Raw genomic sequence first — 22287 nt, 5'->3', positions numbered from 1 at the left:
CCTGGTTCGCGGCCGTATCGCTGTTGGCAGAGCCTTGGGTGACAGCGCGGTCCCGCGGCGGCGCCGCTGGTTCCGCCGCTCCCGCCGCCGGAGGATTGTGCCAGCACGGCGGTTGAGGCGAGCAGCGCGGCCCTACGGCAAAAAGCTCTCCGGCTTCGCCAGCTTCTTCGGCAGGTATTCGTCGATGACGTAGTTGAGCCCCCATTTCGCCAGGGCCTGCTGTTCGGCCCGCACGCCCATGGCCAGCTGCTGCCGGATCGCGGCGATCCATTGCGGGTGGGCCGAGATGAAGGGGTCGTTCTTGAGCGCGTCCTCGGCGCGCTTGATGTCGGTCTCGGTCAGCTTGTGGGTGGCGTCCTCGAGGCCGAAATCGACGATGTCCTGCGGCGTGACGCCGAGAAAGCGCGCCTGCGGCACGCAGAGGAAGCGGTTGACGTGGGCGGCGTTGCCGGAGCCCACCTTCAGCGTGCGATAGATGTTGGTGAAACCGTAAGGGTCGCAATCGACGAAGCAGTAGACCGGCAGCTCCTTGTGATCCGCGAGGAGGCGGACGAAGCGCCGCGTGGCGCGGGTCGGCACCCCGCCCATCTCGACGATGATGCAGCTCGCCTTGTCCCAGAAACGGTGGTGATTGAGGCGCTGGAACATGCCGCCGGTCTCGATGGCGAGGATGAACTTCGCATCGGTGCGGAAGGCGAGATGTTCGGCTGACCTTGGAATGCTGTAGGCGCCGCTGCCGAGCCTGGTGCAGTCGATTTCGATGGTTTCTCCGGTTGCTGGATTTCTGTCGATTACGGTAAGCCGGCCGGCGACTGCGCCGCCGTGGGATTCCGGATAGAAGCGCAACTGCTCGCGGGAGAGGCCGTGCATCGAGGCAAGGGCCTCGATGTCGTCCATGATGGCATCGGATTCGGTCTGCTCCTCGAAGCGGCAGGCGCCCCAGTTCTTGCTGATGTAGTAGACCTCGCGCTTGGTGGCGAAGTCGTCGTGGGCGACCATGGTGCGCGAGGTCGCCATCATGCGCAAAGTCTGGGCGAAGGAGCGCGCCGCGGTCACCGTCAAGGTGCGCAGCTTCCTCGCGTCGCCGAGCTCGAACCAGCCTTTGCCGGCATCATAGGTGACATTGTCGAGGCCGCGGACCGGAAATTCAATCTGCGGCAGCTCGCCGTTGTCGATCCGGGCGCGCACCGCACGCGCGATCGATTCGATCAGGGCGATGGTCTTGCTGGCGAGCGCTTCGCGCGGCTTGTCGGCATCGTTCGCGCTCATGAGGCGGCCCGTAGCGGTCTGCGGCTGACGTGAAGCACGTCGTCGAGCCGGTGCAGGGTGGTGTCGCGTTCGGCGTCACTCAAGCCGAGGATCTCCTGCAGGGCGGCGCCGATATGCGGCAGATAGGTCTCGATATAGGTCCGGCGGTCGAATTCTGCCGTGAGCTGGCTCTCGTGGCGCAGATAGTGCGCGAGCTGGCGGGCGCAGTGCTGCAGGCCAAGCCTGATTTCCTTCAGGATCTCCGGATAGGGCTCGATCGCCTCCTTGGATTCCGAGGTGTAGGGCACCCACACCGAAGCGACGTGGACCAGGATTGCCATCGGGGCGACCGGCAGGGCGCCTTTCGGCTGGTGCAGGCCATAGCCGCGCCAGTTGGTCTGGATCATCGCCTTGGTGATGGCGCAACTCGATTGCTGATAGAGCAATGGCACGCGGTTGGCGAAGCGCAACAGCCGCACCGGCTCATCCTTGGGCGCGATCAGGTTCTCCGCCGCATGCGGCTCGGCATTTTGCGTCCTGTGCAGGCGGCCGGTGGCGTCGACTTCGACGGTGTTGTCGTCGGGGCGGCCATAGGCGATGGCGACTTCCACCTGGAACGGATTGCCGCGATAGGCCGCGGCCGGCCGCGTCGTGACGGTGTAGAATTTCGCAGCGATTTCCTTGTGCAGTCCGTCGAGCAGTTGCTGCTCGCCGATCGGAACGATGCAGTCGGTGCGCGGCGCCAGGATCTTGGTTTTCTGGATCGCCTTGTGCAGCGCCGTCGCCTGGACATGGGCGATGTGTCTGGGGTGCGAACGGTCGCTGAGCCTGCGATCCGACATCCTGGCGGCGAGGGCGATGATCCTGCCCGCGGTCGTCTTGCCGACGCAGGAGAACTCGTCGACGAGGAAGCGCAGCAGCGTGCGGCTCTTCGAATTCTCAAGCATCTGGATCAGGCGGCCGAGTTCGATGCCGTAGGGGTGTGGCTTGATCTCCGCCGGACGCGGCGGCAGCGTCTTCGTGCTGCGCTCGAAGCGGATCTCTGCGCCCCGCGGGTCACGATAGGTGATGGCGAGGTGCGGATTGGCGATGGCGGTCTCCTTGAGATAGACCTCGACCGAATGCGGCCCCAGCTGATGGTGGCCTTCCATCTCCATCTCGACCCGTGTGCCGTGGGGCCGGTCCCACGTCCGGTGCGCCTTCCTGTGGATGTCGGGCTGGTTCCGGGCGGTGTCGATCGACACCGTCATCTCGGAGGCGAGCTTGTCGCCCTTGACGCGGCTGATGATGTGCAGCGGCTTGCCAAGGGTGAGCTGGCCGTACATGCCAGCGGCCGAGATGCCCATGCCCTGCTGGCCGCGCGACTGGCTGAGCTTGTGGAATTTCGAGCCGTAGAGCAGCTTGCCGAAGATCCGGGCGATCTGGTTTTCGACAATGCCGGGGCCGTTGTCCTCGACGGCGACGCGGGCATGGCCGCCCCGTTCGCTGACTTCGACGCGGATCTCGGGTAGGATGCCGGCCTCCTCGCAGGCATCGAGCGCATTGTCCACCGCCTCCTTGACGGCGGTGACGAGGGCCTTGGCCGGAGTGTCGAAGCCGAGCAGATGCCGGTTCTTGAGAAAGAACTCGGACACGGAGATGTCGCGCTGGCGGCCCGCCATCTGTAGCGCGGTGGCGGGCGGTGATGGCCTGTCAGACACGATTGAACCGCCGCGCCGACCGTGGCGCCTCCCTCATTGCCGCTCGATCAAGAATTGTGGCCGAGACGAACGACCGCGCGCTTGACGAGGATCAAGCCGGAAGGGCCGCTGATGGCGGCCTCATCGCCCCGCCATCGTCCGGATCTCCTCGGGCAGGAGCTCGATGAGTTTGCTGAAGGCGCCGGGATCGAGCCGTTGCCACAGGATCTCGAAAACCCCGCTGGTCACGGTCACCGGATCGAGCGGGAAGCCGGCCGGCAGCTGCGCCAGCACGCGGTCGGCGAACTGCGCGACGGTGCGCTCCCTCGTCGGCGTTCCCGCCATATGCCAGCCTTCGTAAAAGAGCCCGCGCAGCACCATCGGCAGCTGGGCGCCGAAATGGGTCGCGACCTCCGGCGGCAGGCGGTCGCGTAGCACATGGAGCACGGCGCGCAGCGCGCTGTAGGCGTCATGCCGATCCTCGAGGTCGAGTTCGTCGCAGACGCTCTTGAGCCAGACATTGGTTTGCTGAATGCTGTGATCCAGGGCAGTGACGCCGGTTGCGCTCATCGTCGCCTCCATCTGTCCATGTCGATCGCCGGACGGAACCGGAGCGCGACACACGTCGCCTCGGCGCGACCGACTATTATTTCAAGACAGAAGCGAAACGCCCGTGTTGATCCCGATCAAGCATCGACAATCTGCGGCAGGTTGGAGGGAGTTGGGCGGTCAGGCGCGAGGGCCGGTGCGCAAAGTCCTGATCGGCTCCGGCAGATGTTCCATCAGCTTGTCGAAGGCGTCCGGATCGAGCCGCTCCCAAAGCACCTCGAATACCCCGCGGGTCACGGCGAGCGGATCGAGCGGAAAGGCAGGAGGCAGGCTGGCGATCACGCGGTCAACGAAGTGCTGGACGGTGCGCTCCCTCGTCGGCGTTCCGGCCATGTGCCAGCCTTCGTAATAGATGCCGCGCACCAGAATGGGGAGCTGGGCGCCGAAATGCACCGCGACGTCCGGGGGCAGCCGGTCGCGCATCGCGTGGAGCACGGCGCGCAAGGCCTCGTAGGCGCGGTGGCGGTCCTCCAGGCTTAGTTCCTCGGAGATATCACGCAGCCAGACATTGGTTTTCTGAATGGTGTGATCGAGCGCGGTGACGCTGGTTATACTCACGACTGGCTCCTATCGACTTCTGCGGACAACTTCACTCTCCGCGCGTGTTTCGCTTGGGGTCTGATAATCGGGCAGATCGATAGCAATCGATCGGACGCTGGCCGGGGGCCATTCGCCGGCGAATTCTCCGTCAGAACCTTCATCCGGCCTTCCGCTTGCGCGTGGGCGGCGCATGGCCGTCGGGCGCATGGTGGTCGGTCTCGATCAGGTGCAACAGCCAGTTCAGCCGCTGCCGGGCCGAGGGATCGTCGACCTCGGCGGAGACGATGGCGTTGCCCCGGCCGCGCCGGATGAACATGCGGTAGAAATAGTCCGGATCGAGCTGGACTTCCTCGCCAATGGTGCCGGTGCCGAGCGAGTGATGACCGAGCTCGTCCTCGACAACGACGCTGAGCGTCCAGCCGTCTCTCGCGTGCACGGGCGCGATCTCGAGTGTGATGATGGTGGCGACCTCGCTGAGATCCCCGCGGTCCTCGTCGTCCAGTGCGACGCCGTCGTTGCCGTTCAGCGTTCGCATTTCCCGCATGCAGCGCACGCTCGTGCGGAAGGCCAGAGGTGTGGCCTCGCATTCGGCCTTGATCCAGCGAACGACCTGTCCGGGATCAAGATCGACAGGATAGCGTTCCATGGCTGACGTCCTCCGGAGCGGCGTCCCGGCTATGTGCCTCGGTTCCATTTTTCGTATGGACCGGTCGCGGGCCTTGATGCCGATCAAAAGCTCGAAGGACGGCTGACTTCGCTCCTGCGCGAGCCTACAGCCGCAAGGCCTGACTGCTCAAGGCCGCTGATGCCAGCACCTTGTAGCCGTGCGCTCCAGGAGCAGGCGACTGAAACAGTTCGACCGAATTGATCTGTTGCGTCAGCGCCAGCCGTCGGTCGAGCGGATGGCGCTTCGCGACGGCGCGGCCGTTGCCGCGGATGCGCACCAGGGTGATGTGCGGCCGGAACGGTCTGTCGTCACTCCCGCCGAAGGCGGCGAGCAGCGCCGCCCGCAGCGATGCCAGCGCTTCGGTGTCGGCGCAGTCGGCCCAGAGCAGCCTCGGCTCGCGGCGCTGGGGGCCGTAGCCGACGTGTTCGATGGCGAGCGGGAAGGGACCGAAGCGGCCGGCGACGCTCGCCAGAGTCTCGATCGCCTTGGCCGGCGCCGGTTCCGCCCAGGGCGGCACCAGAGTGAGGTGAATGTCCTCGATGGCAATGCGGCGAACGGCGGGATCGTCGAGTTCCCGGGCGACGACGGCGAGATCGCGCGCGATGGCTTCATGGATTTTCAGCGCGACAAAGACGCGGACCGACGGAGCCTCGTCGCGCGATAGGTCAGGCGCACTGTCGTTGCTCTCCGTCATCGCCGCCTCAGTCCGCCTCGCGTTCGAGCACGCAACAATGCGGCGCGTTGTCACCGGCGCCCGTCTCGCTCAGGACGCTGCCGGTGACAGGATTGGGACGGAAGGTGGTGCAGCCCTTCAGCTTCAGGTCATAGGCGAGGTCGTAAACGGTCTCGAAGTCCGCGAAAGGGCAGCTTTCGGGAATGTTGATGGTCTTGGAGATGGAGTTGTCGACGAAAGGCTGCAGCGCGGCCTGGGTGTCGAGATGCGCGCGCGGGCTGAGGCCGCCGGTCGTGACGAAATGATCCGGTTGCCCAGTTTCGGTACCGGCGGTGGCGCGCCACAAGGTCAGCGCATAATCGGTCAGCTCGTATTCGGTCAACCTCCCGTCGGCTTCGAGCAGCTGGCGCCGGTAGGACGGGGCGAAGATCGGTTCCAGCCCGCTCGAGACATTTCCCGCCAGCAGGCTGATGGTGTCGGTCGGCGCGATGGCCAGCAGGTGGCTGTTGCGGATGCCGTGCCGGGCGATGCCGTCGCGGATGTCGCCGGGCAGGCTCCGGATGAATTCGCCCTGAAGATATCTGTCGCGCTCGAATTGAGGAAAACTCCCTTTTTCCCGGGCCAGCGCGATGGAGGCGCGATAGGCGCTGTGACAGATCGTGCGCATCAAATCCCTTGCGAATTCCAGCGCAACATCGTCTCCATAGGTCAATCCGAGCATTACCAGGGCGTCGGCGAGACCGGTGATGCCGAGGCCGATGCGGCGCGAGCCGCGGGCGCGCTCCGCCTGCTGCGGCAGGGGGAAGCGCGAGGCATCGATCACGTTGTCCAGCAGCCGCACCGCGAGCGTTGCCGTCTCGGCGAGTTTCTGCGCATCGATCCGGGCCTGCGGCGTGAAGGGCGCGCGCACCAAGCGTGTCAGATTGATCGAACCGAGATCGCAGGCGCCATAGGCCGGCAGGGGAATTTCACCGCAGGGATTGGTGGCGCTGATCTCCTCCCGGTAATTGAGATTGTTGGCGCGGTTGATGCGGTCGATGAACAGCACGCCCGGCTCGGCGACGTCATAGGCGGCGCGCAGGATGGCCCGCCACAGGTCGCGGGCCGCAACGCGCCGGACCACGCGGCACGGCACCGGCTCCCTGGCGCCGGACCATTGGCGGTCCAGCGTCTCGCCGCTGCCCGCGAAGGCTGTGGCCGGAAACACCAGCAGCCATTCGGCGTCGCCGCGCACCGCCGCCATGAAGGCGTCGGACACCAGGACCGACAGATTGAAGCGCCGCAGCTGGCCGGCCTGCCGTTTGGCGTCGACGAATTCGCCGATGTCCGGATGGTCGCATCGCAGCGTTGCCATCATGGCGCCGCGGCGGGCGCCGGTGGACAGAATGGTGCCGCACATGGCGTCCCAGATCTGCATGAAGGGAAGAGGGCCCGAGGCGACGGTGCCGGTGTCGCGGGCGCGCGTGCCGCGCGGACGCAGCGTCGAAAAGTCGATGCCGATGCCGCCGCCCTTCTGCATCGTGACTGCGGCCTCCTCCAGCGCGCGGAAGATGCCGGGAATGGAGTCTTCGATCGGCCCCATGACGAAGCAATTGAACAGCGTCACGTCGCGTCGCACGCCGGCGCCGGCCTGGATCCTCCCGCCGGGAAGAAACCTGAAATCCTGCAGAATGCCCTCGAAGCGCGCCTGCCAGCTCGGCGCATCGGCGGTCTCGACAGCGGCGAGGGCGCGGCCGATGCGCCGCCAGCTGTCGGCGATCGTGGCCTCGTCGGCCTTGTCGTCGGTGTAGCGATATTTCATCTCCCAGACGCGGCGGGAGACGTTGGCCAGGGACTGTTCCATTCCCCCCTCGCTTGCTGCAGGGCTGCGGAACAAGCACAAGCTTCCCGCAGTCGCGGCGATCGGGTCTGATCTTGATCAAGCTCCAAGGTGCCGCGCCGATGCGGCCCCAATGCGGGTCGCGGGTCGAAACAAATGGCGCTGAACGCACCGGGCGACCGTGTCCCGGCTGATTGCGCTGCGGTGCAGCGTGCCGGCAGGGCGCGAAGTTGACCCACGTCAAGTTTGTCTGAGCCTTCGCCGGTACCGTGTCGCCGACGTGGAGCCATGAGGTCGGCGATGGAGTGGGAGCGTATCCGCAAGCGCCCCGAGGATCGTCTCGGCGCCAATCTTCCCGACTACGACGAGGCCGCGCGGACCTTTTCCTGGGCCCAGGCGCGCGCGCTGCTTGACGGCCTGCCGGGCGACGGGCTCAACATCGCTCATGAGGCGGTCGATCGTCATGTCCTCGCCGGACGCGGCGAGAGGCTGGCGCTGCGCTGGATCGGGCGCGACGGCGAGATTCGCGACTATAGCTACGCCGCGCTCGGCGCCGCGGCCAACCGCTTCGCCGGCGTGCTCGCCCGGCGAGGGGTGGTCAAGGGCGATCGCGTCTTCTCGCTGCTCGGCCGCGTGCCGGAGCTCTATATTGCCGCGCTCGGCACGCTGAAGAACGGCAGCGTGTTCTCGCCGCTGTTCTCGGCCTTCGGACCGGAGCCGATCAAGGCGCGCATGACCATCGGCGGAGCCAGCGCGCTGATCACCACGGAAGCGTTCTATCGGCGCAAGGTCGAGCCGTGGCGAAAGGAACTCGCCGGTCTCAAACATGTCTTCCTGATCGATGCGTCATCGACGCCGCCGCCGGACACCATCGATCTCGCCGCGGCGCTGGCGGACGTGCCGGACAGGTTCGAGACGGTATGGACCGGAGCGGAGGATACGGCGCTGCTGCATTTCACCAGCGGCACCACCGGACGCCCGAAGGGCGCCGTCCATGTCCACGACGCCGTCGTCGCCCATCACATCACCGGGCGCCTCGCGCTCGATCTTCGCCCGGACGACGTGTTCTGGTGCACCGCCGATCCCGGCTGGGTGACGGGCACCTCGTACGGCATCATCTCGCCGCTGACCAACGGCGCCGCCATGATCGTCGACCACGCCGAATTCGAGGTCGAGCGCTGGTACCGCATCCTGCAGGATCAGAAGGTCACGGTCTGGTACACCGCACCGACCGCCATCCGCATGCTGATGAAGGCTGGCGCCGAGATCACCAGGCGCTTCGATCTCTCCGCCCTGCGGCTGATGGCGAGCGTCGGCGAGCCCCTCAACCCGGAGGCCGTGGCGTGGGGCGCTTCCGCCTTCGGCAAGCCGTTCCACGACAACTGGTGGCAGACCGAAACCGGCGGCATCATGATCTCCAATTACCGCGCCATGGACGTCAAGCCGGGCTCCATGGGCCGGCCGCTGCCGGGCATCGTCGCCGGCATTGTCGAGCGCCTCGAGGGCGGCGCGGTGCGTGAGGTCGACAAGCCGATGGCCATGGGCGAACTGGCGCTGCGTCCCGGCTGGCCGTCGATGATGCGGGCCTATCTCAACGAGGAGGAACGCTACCGCAAGTGCTTCGCCGGCGGCTGGTATCTCACCGGCGATCTCGCGTTGCGCGACGACGAGGGCTATTATTGGTTCGTCGGCCGCAGCGACGACGTCATCAAGAGCGCCGGCCATCTCATCGGTCCGTTCGAGGTGGAGAGCGCCTTGATGGAGCATCCCTCCGTTGCCGAGGCCGGCGTGATCGGCATTCCCGAGCCGACCGTCGGCGAGCTCGTGAAGGCCTATGTTGCACTCAAGAACGGATTCGAGGCGAGCGAGGCGCTGCGCAAGGAGCTGCTCGGCCACGCCCGGCGGCGGCTCGGTCCGGCGGTGGCGCCGAAGGACATCGCGTTCCGGCAGAATCTGCCGAAGACCCGCAGCGGCAAGATCATGCGCCGCCTGCTCAAGGCGCGTGAGCTCGGCCTGCCGGAGGGCGACATCTCGACGCTGGAAAGCGAGGAGCGATGACTATCGCCGCCGACAAGCCGCGCCTGTCGCGCGAGCACATGCTGGAACTCTTGCGGCAGATGATCCGGATCCGCCGCTTCGAGGACAAATGCGCCGAACTCTACACGCAGGAGAAGATCCGGGGCTTCCTGCACCTCTATGACGGCGAGGAGGCAGTTGCCGTCGGGGTCATCCCGGTGCTGGAAAGCCGCGACCGGATCGTCGCCACCTATCGCGAGCACGGCCAGGCGCTGGTCCGCGGCGTGCCGATGACCGCGGCGCTGGCCGAGATGTTCGGCAAGCAGGAAGGCTGCAGCCACGGCCGCGGCGGCTCCATGCACCTGTTCGACCGCGCAAAGAATTTCTACGGCGGCAATGCCATCGTCGGCGGCGGACTGCCGCTGGCGGTCGGCCTTGCCCTTGCCGACCACATGCGCGGCGCCGGCATCGTCACCGCCTGCTTCTTCGGCGACGGCGCCGTCGCCGAAGGCGAATTCCACGAAAGCCTGAATCTGGCCGCGCTGTGGGGCCTGCCCGTCCTGTTCGTCTGCGAGAATAATCTCTACGCCATGGGAACGGCGCTGGCACTGTCGGAATCGGAGACCGATCTCCAGCGCAAGGCGGCGTGCTACCGCATCGCCGCCGAAGCGGTCGACGGCATGGATGTGGTCGCCGTCGAGGCGGCCGCCCGCCGCGCGGTGCATCAGGTTCGTGAGACCGGCAAGCCCTATTTCCTCGAATGCCGCACCTACCGGCTGCGCGCGCATTCGATGTTCGACGCCCAGCTCTATCGCGACAAGGCCGAGGTCGAGACATGGCGGCAGAAAGATCCGATCCTGCGCTTGACGACCTGGCTCGAGTCCAACCACCTGATCCATGCGGATGAGCTTGCCCGCATCGAGGCGGGCGTGGCGGCCGAGATTGCCGATGCGGTCGCATTCGCCGAGGCTGCAAGCTGGGAGCCGATCGGGCAGTTGACGCGCTTCACCTATGCCGAGCCGGTCGCGACAGCCAATAGGTGAGATCGATGTCGCAACCTTCGCAGCCCGGGACCGTCGAGACCACCTACCGCGATGCCGTGCGCGAGGCGATCCGGGAGGCGCTGCACCGCGACCCGGCCGTATTTTTGATGGGCGAGGACGTCGGGCGCTATGGCGGCTGTTATGCGGTGAGCAAGGGCCTTTTGGCCGAATTCGGTCCCGACCGGATCCGCGACACGCCGCTATCGGAATCCGGCTTCACCGGCGCCGGCATCGGCGCGGCGATGGCCGGCATGCGTCCGATCGTCGAATTGATGACGGTGAATTTCAGCCTGTTGGCGCTCGACCAGATCCTCAACACCGCGGCAACGATCCGCCACATGTCGGGCAATCAGTTCGGTGTGCCGCTGGTCATTCGCATGGCGACCGGGGCTGGCCGCCAGGTCGCGGCCCAGCACTCGCACAGCCTCGAGGGCTGGTACGCGCATATTCCAGGCATCAAGGTGCTGGCGCCGGCGACCCTCGAGGATGCTCGCGGCATGCTGTGGACGGCGCTGGAGCAGCCCGACCCGGTGCTGATCTTCGAAAATGTCATGCTCTACAACATGACGGGTAGACTCGCCGCCGATGCCGGAGCGGTCGAGATCGACAAGGCGGCAGTGCGGCGTGCCGGGCGCGACATCTCCCTCATCACCTATGGCGGCTCGTTGTGGAAGACGCTCGAGGCCGCGGCCGCGCTTGCCGGCGACAAGATCGAGGCCGAGGTGATCGATCTGCGCAGCCTGCGCCCGCTCGACGATGCGGCCATCATGGCTTCGGTGGCCAAGACGCGCCGGGCGGTCATCGTCGACGAAGGTTGGCGGAGCGGCAGCCTGTCGGCGGAAATCGGGATGCGGATCGTCGAGCAGGCGTTCTGGGAGCTCGACGCGCCGATCCGCCGGGTCTGCAGCGCGGAAGTACCGATTCCTTATCCGCGCCATCTCGAGGAGGCGGCAATTCCGCAGGTGCCCCGCATTGTCGCGGCCGCCAAGGCCGCGCTTGGCCGTGAATAGGGGGGCGCCGTGGCCGACTTCCGCATGCCCTCGCTCGGCGCTGACATGGAAGCGGGCACACTGGTGGAATGGCTCGTCAAGCCGGGCGACCGGGTCAAGCACGGCGATATTGTCGCCATCGTCGAAACCCAGAAGGGCGCCATCGAGATCGAGACGTTCCAGGCGGGCGAGATCGAACGGATCCTGATCGATGTGAAGACCAAGGTGCCCGTCGGCACCGTGCTGGCGCGGATCCGGACTGCGGACGAGGCCAAGCCCGGCGCCGGGGAGGCCGTGCCGCAGCCGCCTGCGCCGCCGGCCGCGGCTCCGCCTGTTGTACCGGCAAAAATCGTCGCGGCGCCGTCGATCATGGTCCCTGCCGGTGCGGCGCGCGTACGGGCCTCGCCGGCGGCGCGGAAGCTCGCCGCGGAGCACGGGCTCGATCTCGCCGCCGTGGCCGGCAGCGGTCCGGAGGGGGCGATCACCCATGCCGATGTCGAGCGGAGTCTTGCCGTCGGTCCAGCTCCGGAGATGAAGCGGGCCCCGGGCATCGATCTCGACGCCATGCGCCTCGCCATCGCCGCGGCGATGGCGAGGTCCAAGCGGGAGATTCCGCATTACTATCTCGCCCATGAGGTCGACGTCACCGGCTGCGAGGCATGGCTGGCGCAGCAGAACGCGACGCTGCCGCCCGACCGCCGGCTGCTGCTGGGCGCTCTGGCGCTCAAGGCGACGGCCATCGCCGCGCGGCGCTTCCCCGCCTTCAACGGGTTCTATCGCGACGGCCGTTACGAACCGTCGCCGAGCATCCACGTCGGCGTGGCGATCGCGATTCGCGGCGGCGGTCTCGCGGCGCCCGCGCTGCATGACGTCGACCAATTGCCGGTCGATGCGCTGATGAGCCGCATGCGTGACCTCGTGCAGCGGACCCGGCTGGGGCGGATCCGCAGCTCGGAGATTTCCGATCCGACGATCACGGTCTCGAGCCTCGGCGAACGCGGCGTCGAGGTCCTCTACGGCGTCATCTATCCGCCGCAGGTCGCCATCATCGGCTTCGGCAAGGTTGTGGCGCGACCGTGGGTCGTCGACGGGTCCGTCGGACCGCGCTCGATCGTCACCATCACCCTGTCAGCCGATCACAGGGTGAGCGACGGCCATGGCGGGGCTCTGTTCCTGAGCGAGATCGGCAAGCTGCTGCAACAGCCGGAGCGATTATGAACGACCTTGAAATTCGCAAGCTGGTGATCGAAGAGCTCGGCAAGATCGCGCCGGAGGCCGATCCGGCATCGATCGATGCCGGTGCCGACCTGCGTGATGCACTTGACATCGATTCGATCGATTTTCTCAATTTCGTCACCGCGCTCACCCGTCGCCTCGGCATCGACATCCCCGAGATCGACTATCCCAAGCTCGTCACGCTCGATCGCGCCGCCGCCTATCTGGCCGCGAAGCTCGTCGCCAAGTAGGAAGTGCGGGTGTCAGTTCTTGTCGCTGACCCCGGCCTCGGCGAACGTCGCCATGCCGGCGTGGCAGGCGAGGGCGCCGCGGAGCAGCGGGATCGCCAGCGCCGCGCCGGAGGCTTCGCCGAGCCGCAGGCCGAGATCGAGCAGCGGCTTCAATCCCAATTCCCGCAGCAGCAGGCGGTGGCCGGCTTCGGCTGAGACATGGCCAGCGCGGCAATGGCCGAGGGCGTCCGGCGCCAGCTTCGCCAGCGGCAGCACCGCCGCGGCGGTGACGAAACCGTCGAGCAGAACCGGGACGCGGCGCAGCCGCGCGGCCAGAACTGCGCCGAAAATGGCGGCGAGCTCGCGGCCGCCGAGGGCGCGGGCGACGCTCAAGGGATCGGCAAGGACGTCGCGATGGCGGGCCAGGCCCAGCTCGATCGCCGTCTGCTTGCGCGCCAGCCCGGCGTCGTCGACGCCGGTGCCCCGGCCGGTCCAGTGCGCCGCACCGCCGCCGAGCAGCGCCGCGCACAGCGCTGCGGCGACGCAGGTATTGCCGATGCCCATTTCGCCGACCACCAGCAGGTCGCAGGCGAGCGCGACGGTTGCGGCGCCCTGGTTGACGCAGGAGAGGAAGTCGCCCTCGCTCATGGCGGGCTCGGCGGTGAAGTCCGCGGTCGATGTCTCGAGCGACAGCGGCGTCACCTTCAGCTCGGCGCCGGCGGCTTTGGCCAACTGGTTGATGGCGGCGCCGCCATGGGCAAAATTCTGCACCATCTGCGCGGTCACGTCGGCTGGAAAGGCCGAGACGCCGCGCGCGGCGACGCCGTGATTGCCGGCGAAGACCGCGATGGTGACGTTGTCGAGGCGGGGCTCCGCGCGGCCCTGCCACAGCGCCAGCCAGGCGGCGAGGGCTTCCAGTTCGCCGAGACTGCCCGGCGGCTTGGTGAGCTGGCCCTCGCGCATTTCGGCGGCGGCCTGCGCCTTGGCGTTACCCTGCGGCAGGTCGCGGCAAACCGCGCGAATGGCATCGAGGCTGTCGAATTCCATGTCCAGGATCCTGAAAATCACGACTGGCGCGCGGCGCCGATTTGGGCGAATGGTTCGGCATGACCGCCTGGCTCGACGATCTCTGGACCGCCATCACCTTTGCGACCCGTCTGCCCATTCCGCATTCGGCGCAGGCTGTCAACATGGCGAGGGCGATGCGGGTGCTGCCTGTAGTCGGCGCCGCCATCGGCCTTGTTGCCGCGCTGGTGCAACTCGCCTTGTTGCGGCTCTCGGTGCCGCCGCTCGCCAGCGCCGTGCTGGCCCTCGGCGCCACCGCTCTGCTCACCGGTGCCCTGCATGAGGACGGCTTCGCCGACGTCTGCGACGGCTTCGGCGGCGGCCGCGACCGCGAGGCCAAGCTCGCCATCATGCGCGACAGCCGGCTCGGCACCTATGGCGGCCTTGCCCTGCTCACGAGTTTCGGCGCCAGGGCAGCGGTGCTGGCGGCGCTGCCGTCGGGCGCGTTGATCGGCGCTCTGGTCGCCGCCCACGCACTGGGGCGGGCCGCGATTCCGGCCCTCGCCCTGGCGCTGCCTTCGGCACGCCAGGATGGCCTTGCCGCGACCGCCGGCCGGCCCGGTCAAGGCAGCGTCGCGCTCGCCGCGCTGTTCGGCGTCGTCATCGCGCTGCTCATGCTGCCGTTCGCCACAGCCTTGCTGGCCGTCATCGTCGCGGGCCTCGGCGTTGCGGTCATGGGCGCCGTCGCCAGATGGCAGATCGGCGGCGTCACCGGCGACGTGCTCGGCGGCGCTGAACAGGTGGCGGAGATCCTGGTGCTGCTGGTCGTGGCGGCGAGGCTGTCATGAGCGAGAGTCGCTTGTGGCTGATCCGTCATGCTCCGGTAGCCGGCGGCCGCGGCATCATCCACGCGCCGGATGCACCGGCCGACGTCAGTGACATGGCTGCGTTCGCGGCGCTGGCCGCCATGCTGCCGGCCGGCGCGCCGAGCTTCGCCAGCCCGGCCCGGCGCACCCGCGATACGGCCGCGGCGCTCGGACTCGCGGCGATCCCCGAACCGGCCTTTCGCGAACAGGATTTCGGCGCCTGGACCGGGCGACGCCATCGTGATCTGGAGGCGGAGGGCGGCGAAACCTATCGCGCGTTCTGGGCGGCCGCCGCCACCAATGCGCCGCCCGGCGGCGAAAGTTTCGTCGGCCAGATCGCCCGGGTGCGCGCCGGGCTCGGTGCGGTGCCGATCGGCGACGTCGTGCTGGTGGTGCATTCGGGCACCGTGCGGGCCGCGCTCGCGGTGGCGCTCGATCTCGATCCCGCCGCGGCGCTGCGTTTTGTCGTCGATCCCTTGTCACTGACGCGCATCGACCGCCTCGCCGGCAACTGGCGGATCAGTGGGGTCAATCAGCGCGTGGGAGCGCCAACATGACGGTTACGCTCGTGCTCGGCGGCGCCCGTTCGGGCAAGTCGAATTTCGCCGAAAGACTGATCGCCGAGAGCACCGCGACGCGGCGGATCTATCTCGCCACCGCGACGGCGGGCGATACCGAAATGGCGGAACGCATCGCCCATCATCGGGCGCGGCGCCCAGCCGTTTGGCAGACGATCGAGGCACCGCTGGCGCTGGGCGAGACCGTCGCACACAATGCCGCTGCCGACAGCGCGCTGCTGGTCGATTGTCTTACGCTGTGGCTGTCGAATCTGATGCACGCCGGCAGGGAGGTCGACGACGAGACGGCGCGGCTGGTTGCGGTGCTGCGCCAGGCGCCCGGCGACATCGTGCTGGTCTCCAACGAGGTCGGTCTTGGCCTCGTGCCCGAAACGTCGCTCGGGCGCGCCTTCCGCGACGCCCAGGGCCGGCTCAACCAGGCCGTCGCCGAGGTGGCGGTCCGCGTCGCCTTCATCGCCGCCGGCCTGCCGCTATGGCTGAAGGGCGGGGTGATGTAGGAGCGTGTGGTGGCCGGCAGTGAAAGCTGTCCCCGCGCCATCCTTCGAGGCTGGCTTCGCTCGCGCCTCAGGATGACGAAAGACCCTATTTCTCCTGCCCTTCCACCCGCTTCAGTTCTGTCGTCAGCCGGTCGATCGCCTCGGCCAGCATCGGGCCGCCGCAGGTGATCAGCCGCTCCGGCAGCAGGATGCGCTTGTCCGGCGGATAGAGCCGCATCAAGGCCGGATGCAGCAGGAAGGCCTGGCCCTGGTCCTCCGCCGCGGTGGTGTGTTCCTCCATCAGCAGCAGATCGGGCCCGGCCGCGACGATCTGCTCCAGCGAAGCGAAACCGCCGGTGCCGATGCCGAGATCGCGCGCCGCGTTGGCGAGGCCGACCGCCGATAGCAGCGAAGCGCTGAGGCTGTCGGTGCCGCTGATCCAGCCGCGGCGCGAGACGCCGAGCACGCGCAATGGCCGCTTGGCCGCGGCAGCGCGGGCGCGGGCCAGCGCCGCCTCGATGTGCGCGATCTCGGCCGCCGCCCGCTCGGGATGACCAAGGGCGTCGCCGATCATGCGGATATGCGCCTCGGTCTCGGCGATGGAGCGCGCCGGCGCCAGGGTCATCAGTGTCAGTCCCTTGGCGGCAAGGAGGTCGCGCGTCTCGCGCCTGGTGAAACGCCCGGCGAGCACGAGATCGGGATGCCGCACCAGCACGTCTTCGGCCTTGCCCGACAGCGACGGAAAGGGCATTGCGCGCGCGGCAAAGAACGAGCGTTCGGGATCGCGCGCATAGGGGCCGAGCCCGGCGATCTGGGACGGATCGGCGAGCGCCAGCAAAAGCTGGTCGGTGCATAGATTGATCGAGACGACGCGGCGAGGCGCCTCCGCCGCAGTGGATGGCGCGATGAGCGCGGCCAGCACAAGGACGGAGCCAAGGGTTGCGCGCCAGGCCGTCCTCACGGCTTCGATCCCGCCCAGGGCACGATGACCGCAGCGCCGTCGCGCGCGCCACGAAACACCTCGATGTTGAACACCTGGCGCAGCGTCGCGTCATTGAGCGCAGTTTCGGCCGGGCCGCTGGCGGCGAGCCGGCCGTGATCGAGCACCAGCACGCGATCGGCGAAGCGCGCGGCAAGGCCGAGATCGTGCGTCACCACCACCACGAGACTATCGACGCGGGCGACGCGCGCCAGCACGCTCATCACCTCGATCTGCCAGCGCGGGTCGAGCGAGGCGATCGGCTCGTCGGCGAGGATCACCCCGGCTTCGGCCGCCAGCACGCGGGCGAGCGCCACGCGGCTGCGCTCGCCGCCCGAGAGTTCGGTCACCGGCCGGTCGGCAAAGGCCGCGACCTCGGCCGCGGCGATGGCGCGGTCCACCGCTGCGGCATCGGCCTTGACGAGCCGCGACGGATCAGTGGCGCCGTGGGGCGTGCGGCCGAGCGCCACCACGTCGCGCGCCGGCAGCGGCCAGTGGACCTGGTGCCCCTGGGGCAGGTAGGCGATGCGAAGCGCCCGCTCGGCGAGCGGCATGGCGGCAAGATCGCGGCCGTCGAACCGGATCGCGCCGCGCATCTCGTCGCGCGGCGTCAGAAGCCGGGCGAGGGCGCGGAGCAGGGTCGTCTTGCCGGCGCCGTTGGGGCCGACGAGGGCGACGAGACCGCGCTGCGGCAGTGCGAAGGAGATGTCGTCGAGCACCGGCCGGCCGGCGAGCGCGATGCAAAGATGCTCGACGACGAGAAAGGCGTCGGTCATGCGGCGCTCCCGGACAGGGCGCGGCGTTCGCGTACGATCAGCCAGAGGAAGAACGGTACGCCGATGATCGCGGTCAGCACCCCGACCTTGAGATCGCTGGTCGCGGGAATCAGCCGCACGGCGATGTCGGAGGCGACGAGCAGGCAGGCGCCGGCGAGCGCCGAAGGCAGCATCAGGCGTCCTGGATCTGCGCCGATCAGCGGCCGCACCAGATGCGGGGCGACAAGCCCGACAAAGCCGATGGTGCCGGCGACCGCCACGGCGCCGCCGACGCCTAGGGCGACGCCGATGATCGTCTCGAGCCGCAGCCGCGCCACGTCGATGCCGAGCGACTGCGCCGCCTCCTCGCCGAGGCTCAGCACCCGATAGGCATGGCGCCGGCGCATCAGCACGATGCTGCCGGCCACCATGAACGGCAGCGCCATGGCGACATGCTGGAAGCTGCGGTCGTCGAGCGAGCCGAGCAGCCAGAAGGCGATCTCCAGCGCGGCGAAGGGATTCGGCGACAGGTTCATCACCAGCGCGGTGAGGGCGCCGGCGAAGCTCGAGATCGCCAGCCCGGCAAGGATCAGGAGCAGGAGGCCGGCATTGCGGCCGGCGATCGCCAGCAGCACGAAGACCGAGACGAAGGCCATGGCAATGGCGGCGAGCGGCAGCGTGAAGGAGCGCACGTCGGCAAGGCCGAGCGCGATCATCAGCACGGCGCCGAAAGCCGCCGATTGCGGTGCGCCGAACAGCGAGGGCGAGGCCAGCGGATTGCGCAGCAGGCCCTGCAGCGCCGCGCCGGCGAGGCCGAGCATGCCGCCGATGGCGAGCGCGAGGATGGTGCGCGGCAGGCGGATCTCGCGGACGATGATCGCCTTGATGTCGCTGCCGTCGCCGAGCAGCCCGGCGAGAACGGCCTCCGGCGATAGCCGCACCGGACCGATGCCAAGCGAGACGATCGCAAGGGTGGTCGCGAGCGTGGCGAGCAGGAGGCTGGCGGTGAGCGGCGAGAGGCGGGTGGTCATGGGAGGGTGGGGGCCAAGGTGATCTTTAGACCACTTTCGTCATGTCCGGCCTGATGCCGGGCATCGATGCCTTTGCAGCGATTGATCAAGGCAGGACGTCGATGGCCGGGACATGCCCGGCCACGACGATGTGCGTGATGCAGAGACTGAGCCAGGAATTCGGCCAAATTGCCTTGCCTCCTTCAGAATGTCGCCCCGGCCTTCACCATATAGGTGCGGCCCGGAAGCGGATAGGCGTTGAACACGCCCCGGGTCGTCGCGCTGGCGATGGCGTAGTCGTAATAGGCGACGTTGAACAGATTGTTGATGCCGGCCGACCAGAAGTAGCGCTCATAGGCCCCGCTCAGCTTGACGTCCACGGTGGCATTGGCCGGGATCTTCGGCTGGAGGTTCTGCTGATCGTTGTCCATGCGGCGGCTCGACCAGGCCCGCAACGTGGCGTCGAACACCAGATACTTGTCGAAGATGTCCCAGCTGACGCCGGCGCTGCCGGAATAGCGCGACACCAGCGGCACGTCGCTGCCGGCATATTGGCCTTCGCGGAACACGGCGCGGGTATAGGTGAAGCCGCCGCGTAGTTGCAGGCTGTCATTGATGCGATAGCTGGCGCTGGTCTCGCTGCCGTAACGGCGGGTCGGGTCGAGGTTGTAGTTGTAGAAGCTGACCGGATTGTAATGGATCTCGTTGGTCAGCTCCATGTCGTAGACGCTGGATTGCATCTCGAAGCGACCGGCGTTGACGCGCAGGCCGGTCTCGACGTCATACGAGGTCTGGGTCTTGATGTCGAAATTGTTGGCCACCGGGTTGAAGAAGGCGTCGAACATCGGCCCGGAACTGACCCGCTCGTCGACATTGGGCGTGCGGAAGGCGCTGGCAGCGCGGGCGAAGCCGGTGAACACCTCGTTGAAGCGATGTTCGAGGCCGCCGAGGACGGCGGTGTTGGTCTGCGCCTGATCGAGCGGCAGTTGCTGGGCGTCACCGAAGTAATTCGGCGCGGTCGGATCGAGCGTGTCGCGCGCGGTCACCAGGGTGCGCTGGATGCGGCCACCCAAAGTCAGGTCGGTGGTCGGCAGAACACTCACGGTCTGCTGGTAATAGGCCGCGAGGGTCTGCTGGCCGAGATCATAGACGTGGACCGGTGCGGAGCTGCGATATTGCGAGCGGCTGGAATGGTAGGTCGCGTCGTGGAAGTCGACCCCGGTCAGAACGGTGGAGGGCAGGCCGAACAGGACCGATTTGATCGACAGCCGAGGTGTCAACGACCAGGTGCTGAGGTGACTGTCGCTGAAGCTCGCGTTGAAGCTCGACAGCGGCACGTCGCCGAAGAAGGCGGATTGCTGTTTCTTGACGCGGACACCGCCGTCGACGATCAGGTCGACGCCGTCCCGCAAGGTCGTGGTGAATCCGGCGGTGGCATTGATGCCCTGCTTGTCGCCATGGTCGAACGGTGTCGAGGAGCCGCGCGGATCGGTCGCGATCTGGCTGGCTCCGGTGGTGGGATCGACCCGGCGTCCGCCGGGAAAGCCGATGTGCTGGTTGTCGCCGGCGAGGTTCAGGAAGGCGGTGAAGTCCGGCGTCGTGTAGCGGAGGTCGCCGACGCCGTTGACCTGGTTGATGGCGTTGTTGGTGCGCCAGCCGCCCGATGAAAAGACATTGCCAAAGGCCGACGAGGACCACGGCCCCTGATTGACGGCGGCGGAGACCACGCCCTGGCGCTGGTTGAAGGAGCCGGTGCCGGCTTCCGCCTTCATGCTCGCCGGCGGACCATCGACGGCGGTCTTGGTGACGATGTTGATGACGCCGCCGACGGCGTTGTCGCCATAGAGCACCGCGCCGGAATTGCCGCGGGTGATCTCGATGCGTTCGATGGAATCGCGCGGGATGGTCGAGAAGTCGACCCCCATGAGGTCGAGGTCGTTGACGCGGCGGCCGTTGATCAGGACCAGGGTGTTGGCGCTGGCGAAGGCGCCGAAGCCACGCAGGTCGACCGCGGTGTAGGCGCCGTTGGCGATGCCGAAGGTGGACTGCACCTGCACGCCGGGGGTCTGGGCGATGATGTCCTGCAGCGACTGCGCCGGCGAGCGTGCGATCTCGGCGGCGGAGATGACCGTGCTCGAGGCGCCGACGATGGTGTTGGTGGCGCTGTCGAGCCGGCTTGCGGCGACCGTGATCGCCGGCAGTGGGGTGGCCTGCTGGGCGTCGGCCGCGGTGGCGATGAGAACGGGGATTGCAGGGCAGGATGCAAGACAGGACACAAGACAGCTGGTGGCGAGCCAGCGGGTGCGGCGAGTCCCTGCGGAAACAAAGACGGCGGGCATGAATGGCCTCGGTTGACGTCGGTGGCACGTCACCGCGACCGAGGTTCATGACGCAGGATGCGTCGATGAAACCAATGCCTGTACTCCCCGACCGACATTGCCGCGTGTGACCACGATCGACGGCAGGTCTCCTGGCTCGCGGGTCATCACCTGATGTCGCCTTCCCGGGACCGAATTTCCCAGTGGCGCTGGACAGCAGGCTCGTCGCTGACAGTTGCGGGGGCAGCTGCGGAATCGGACACCCTGACCTCGCCTGCGGCGAGCTTGTCTGGTGGTGTCCCCACCGCATTCCCTTTTGATCCCCGAAGGGAACCGTCGAATCGACGTTAGGGTTTGTTAACGACGGGAGTCAAGGCGACGGCCTGTTGTGCCGGAATGCGACGTTCGTGCTCGCTCCGTTAACGATCAGAACGCGGGTGGAACGAACCGGGCCCGAATCGGCGAACAGCGATTCGCGCAGGCGAAGCCGTGCGCCATGTGGTGCTGCCTGTGCGAGACAGACACAAGATGGCGATGAGGCGTGTGATCTGTGTTGTGAGACGCGTTAACACCACTGTGCCAGCGGAGGACGTCGGTCGTCGTGCCGTTAACTTCTCGAACACCGGTGGAACGAAGCGGGTCCGAATCAGCGAAATGCGATTCGCGCAGCGCGCAGCATGCTCGATGTGGTGCGTACACCGAGAGAGAAGCACAAGATGGCAGCGGCGCCTGATCGCGTGGCGCTCATCAGTGGTTAACGCGTGCCTCGTCCGCCTGTGATGAATGGGCGTTACCGGCATCGTCCCACAATGCGACGCATGTTCCGTGTCGCGTTAATCTTTCGAACAGTCGAGGAACGAAGCAGGGACGAATCGGCGAGAAGTGATTCGCGTTCGTTGAGTCATGCTCGATGTGGTGCCCGCACCCGTCGCGAGACACAAAATGGGTTCGGCAACTCGGCCGGCGATCGCACAACAGGTTAACGCGCGAGCGTGTCCTCATCCGGCTTTGCCGATCGGCAGCCGGCGCGTCGTCTTGAGGCAGTCGAGCACGATCGAGGAGCGCACATGGGCGACGCTCTCGTGCGGCATCAGCACGTTGTTGACGATGTCGGACAGGCTCTTGAGATCGCGCAGGGCGATCTTGAGCAGATAGTCGGCGTCGCCGGTCAGGGCATAGGCCTCCTGGATCGCATCGACCCGCCGCACCAGGTCGCGGAAGCGCTTGGCGTTGTTGGGCGAGTGGGTGGCGAGGGTGATCTGCACCAGGGCGATGACGTTGAAGCCCAGCGCATCGGCGGAGAGATCGGCGTAATAACCCTGGATGATCTTCTCCTCCTCGAGGCGGGCGCGTCGCCGCGAGCATTGCGATGCCGACAGCCTGGCGACATCGGCGAGCTCCTGGTTGGTGAGCCGGCCCTCCGCCTGCAGCGCCGCGAGAATCTTCAGGTCGAAGCTGTCGAGATGGATCATGCGTACGAGGTCCTGTTCATGCACGAAACGTGCATAAGAATGGCATATTGAGCCTCATTTTGCATGAACATTGCGGCGGTCTCGCGCAATCATTTGCTGC

General features: G+C 67.3%; 21 protein-coding genes and 1 riboswitch. Of the genes, 8 read left to right on the top strand and 13 right to left on the bottom strand.

The features are described 5' to 3' along the window. Nucleotides 1–132 precede the first annotated feature (132 nt). From DB459_RS05730 to DB459_RS05700, 7 genes are all read right to left on the bottom strand, one after another. Nucleotides 133–1269 carry a DNA topoisomerase IV subunit A gene (locus tag DB459_RS05730; RefSeq protein ID WP_253711958.1) on the bottom strand — a complete coding sequence of 379 codons (1137 nt, stop codon included), beginning with the start codon at nt 1267–1269 and terminating at the stop codon, nt 133–135. Then, nucleotides 1266–2948, bottom strand: coding sequence for a DNA topoisomerase VI subunit B (locus DB459_RS05725; RefSeq protein ID WP_253711957.1), 1683 nt, complete (start codon nt 2946–2948; stop codon nt 1266–1268). The genes DB459_RS05730 and DB459_RS05725 overlap by 4 nt, the downstream gene beginning before the upstream one ends. Before the next feature lie 120 nt (nt 2949–3068). Then, nucleotides 3069–3497 (bottom strand): DUF2267 domain-containing protein, encoded by a 429-nt coding sequence (locus DB459_RS05720; RefSeq protein ID WP_253711956.1) that lies wholly within the window; start codon nt 3495–3497, stop codon nt 3069–3071. A gap of 159 nt (nt 3498–3656) precedes the next feature. Beyond that, nucleotides 3657–4094 (bottom strand): DUF2267 domain-containing protein, encoded by a 438-nt coding sequence (locus DB459_RS05715; protein WP_253711955.1) that lies wholly within the window; start codon nt 4092–4094, stop codon nt 3657–3659. A 139-nt stretch (nt 4095–4233) separates the two neighbouring features. Continuing rightward, nucleotides 4234–4722 carry a hypothetical protein gene (locus DB459_RS05710; protein WP_253711954.1) on the bottom strand — a complete coding sequence of 163 codons (489 nt, stop codon included), beginning with the start codon at nt 4720–4722 and terminating at the stop codon, nt 4234–4236. A 124-nt stretch (nt 4723–4846) separates the two neighbouring features. Beyond that, the gene (locus DB459_RS05705; RefSeq protein ID WP_253711953.1) at nt 4847–5437 is read right to left on the bottom strand and encodes a 2'-5' RNA ligase family protein; all 591 of its coding nucleotides are present in this window, start codon (nt 5435–5437) and stop codon (nt 4847–4849) included. A 7-nt stretch (nt 5438–5444) separates the two neighbouring features. Beyond that, nucleotides 5445–7259 (bottom strand): adenosylcobalamin-dependent ribonucleoside-diphosphate reductase, encoded by a 1815-nt coding sequence (locus DB459_RS05700; RefSeq protein ID WP_253711952.1) that lies wholly within the window; start codon nt 7257–7259, stop codon nt 5445–5447. 276 nt (nt 7260–7535) lie between these two features. Between DB459_RS05700 and acsA the strand changes: the two genes are divergently transcribed. From acsA to DB459_RS05675, 5 genes are read left to right on the top strand one after another with little or no spacing between them, the layout of a single operon-like run. Next, a complete protein-coding gene (acsA, locus tag DB459_RS05695) occupies nt 7536–9293 on the top strand; it encodes an acetate--CoA ligase (RefSeq protein WP_253711951.1) in 1758 nt (585 codons plus the stop codon). Continuing rightward, nucleotides 9290–10294 carry a pyruvate dehydrogenase (acetyl-transferring) E1 component subunit alpha gene (gene pdhA, locus DB459_RS05690; RefSeq protein ID WP_253711950.1) on the top strand — a complete coding sequence of 335 codons (1005 nt, stop codon included), beginning with the start codon at nt 9290–9292 and terminating at the stop codon, nt 10292–10294. The genes acsA and pdhA overlap by 4 nt, the downstream gene beginning before the upstream one ends. A gap of 5 nt (nt 10295–10299) precedes the next feature. Then, entirely contained in the window at nt 10300–11304 is a 1005-nt protein-coding gene (locus DB459_RS05685; RefSeq protein WP_253711949.1) for an alpha-ketoacid dehydrogenase subunit beta, read from the top strand. 9 nt (nt 11305–11313) lie between these two features. Continuing rightward, on the top strand, nt 11314–12501 hold the full coding sequence (locus DB459_RS05680; RefSeq protein ID WP_253711948.1) for a dihydrolipoamide acetyltransferase family protein: 1188 nt from the start codon (nt 11314–11316) through the stop codon (nt 12499–12501). Then, a complete protein-coding gene (locus DB459_RS05675; protein WP_253711947.1) occupies nt 12498–12749 on the top strand; it encodes an acyl carrier protein in 252 nt (83 codons plus the stop codon). Before DB459_RS05680 ends, DB459_RS05675 begins: the two co-directional genes overlap by 4 nt. A gap of 12 nt (nt 12750–12761) precedes the next feature. Here the strand turns inward: DB459_RS05675 and cobT are convergent, their stop codons facing one another. Next, a complete protein-coding gene (gene cobT / locus DB459_RS05670) occupies nt 12762–13775 on the bottom strand; it encodes a nicotinate-nucleotide--dimethylbenzimidazole phosphoribosyltransferase (RefSeq protein WP_253711946.1) in 1014 nt (337 codons plus the stop codon). A 59-nt stretch (nt 13776–13834) separates the two neighbouring features. Between cobT and cobS the strand changes: the two genes are divergently transcribed. From cobS to cobU, 3 genes are read left to right on the top strand one after another with little or no spacing between them, the layout of a single operon-like run. Next, a complete protein-coding gene (gene cobS, locus DB459_RS05665) occupies nt 13835–14581 on the top strand; it encodes an adenosylcobinamide-GDP ribazoletransferase (RefSeq protein WP_253711945.1) in 747 nt (248 codons plus the stop codon). Further along, nucleotides 14578–15156, top strand: coding sequence for a histidine phosphatase family protein (locus DB459_RS05660; RefSeq protein ID WP_253711944.1), 579 nt, complete (start codon nt 14578–14580; stop codon nt 15154–15156). Before cobS ends, DB459_RS05660 begins: the two co-directional genes overlap by 4 nt. Further along, nucleotides 15153–15674 carry a bifunctional adenosylcobinamide kinase/adenosylcobinamide-phosphate guanylyltransferase gene (cobU, locus tag DB459_RS05655; RefSeq protein WP_253711943.1) on the top strand — a complete coding sequence of 174 codons (522 nt, stop codon included), beginning with the start codon at nt 15153–15155 and terminating at the stop codon, nt 15672–15674. The genes DB459_RS05660 and cobU overlap by 4 nt, the downstream gene beginning before the upstream one ends. Before the next feature lie 85 nt (nt 15675–15759). On the opposite strand, the gene DB459_RS05650 is transcribed toward cobU, so the two are convergent. The 5 genes from DB459_RS05650 to DB459_RS05630 form a co-directional block, all read right to left on the bottom strand. Beyond that, nucleotides 15760–16614: an ABC transporter substrate-binding protein gene (locus DB459_RS05650; RefSeq protein ID WP_253711942.1), complete on the bottom strand. Its 855-nt coding sequence runs from the start codon at nt 16612–16614 to the stop codon at nt 15760–15762. Then, the gene (locus DB459_RS05645) at nt 16611–17408 is read right to left on the bottom strand and encodes an ABC transporter ATP-binding protein (protein WP_253711941.1); all 798 of its coding nucleotides are present in this window, start codon (nt 17406–17408) and stop codon (nt 16611–16613) included. The genes DB459_RS05650 and DB459_RS05645 overlap by 4 nt, the downstream gene beginning before the upstream one ends. Beyond that, entirely contained in the window at nt 17405–18418 is a 1014-nt protein-coding gene (locus tag DB459_RS05640; RefSeq protein ID WP_253711940.1) for an iron ABC transporter permease, read from the bottom strand. The genes DB459_RS05645 and DB459_RS05640 overlap by 4 nt, the downstream gene beginning before the upstream one ends. Before the next feature lie 182 nt (nt 18419–18600). Beyond that, on the bottom strand, nt 18601–20736 hold the full coding sequence (locus tag DB459_RS05635; RefSeq protein WP_253711939.1) for a TonB-dependent receptor: 2136 nt from the start codon (nt 20734–20736) through the stop codon (nt 18601–18603). A 103-nt stretch (nt 20737–20839) separates the two neighbouring features. Further along, nucleotides 20840–21068: riboswitch (cobalamin riboswitch) on the bottom strand. A 645-nt stretch (nt 21069–21713) separates the two neighbouring features. Beyond that, on the bottom strand, nt 21714–22187 hold the full coding sequence (locus DB459_RS05630; RefSeq protein ID WP_253711938.1) for an Lrp/AsnC family transcriptional regulator: 474 nt from the start codon (nt 22185–22187) through the stop codon (nt 21714–21716). Nucleotides 22188–22287 lie beyond the last annotated feature (100 nt).

Source organism: Bradyrhizobium sp. WD16, from assembly GCF_024181725.1.
GTDB lineage: Bacteria > Pseudomonadota > Alphaproteobacteria > Rhizobiales > Xanthobacteraceae > Bradyrhizobium_A.
Note: the sequence above shows the minus strand (reverse complement) of the source record. Positions and strands in the feature narration are given on the sequence as shown.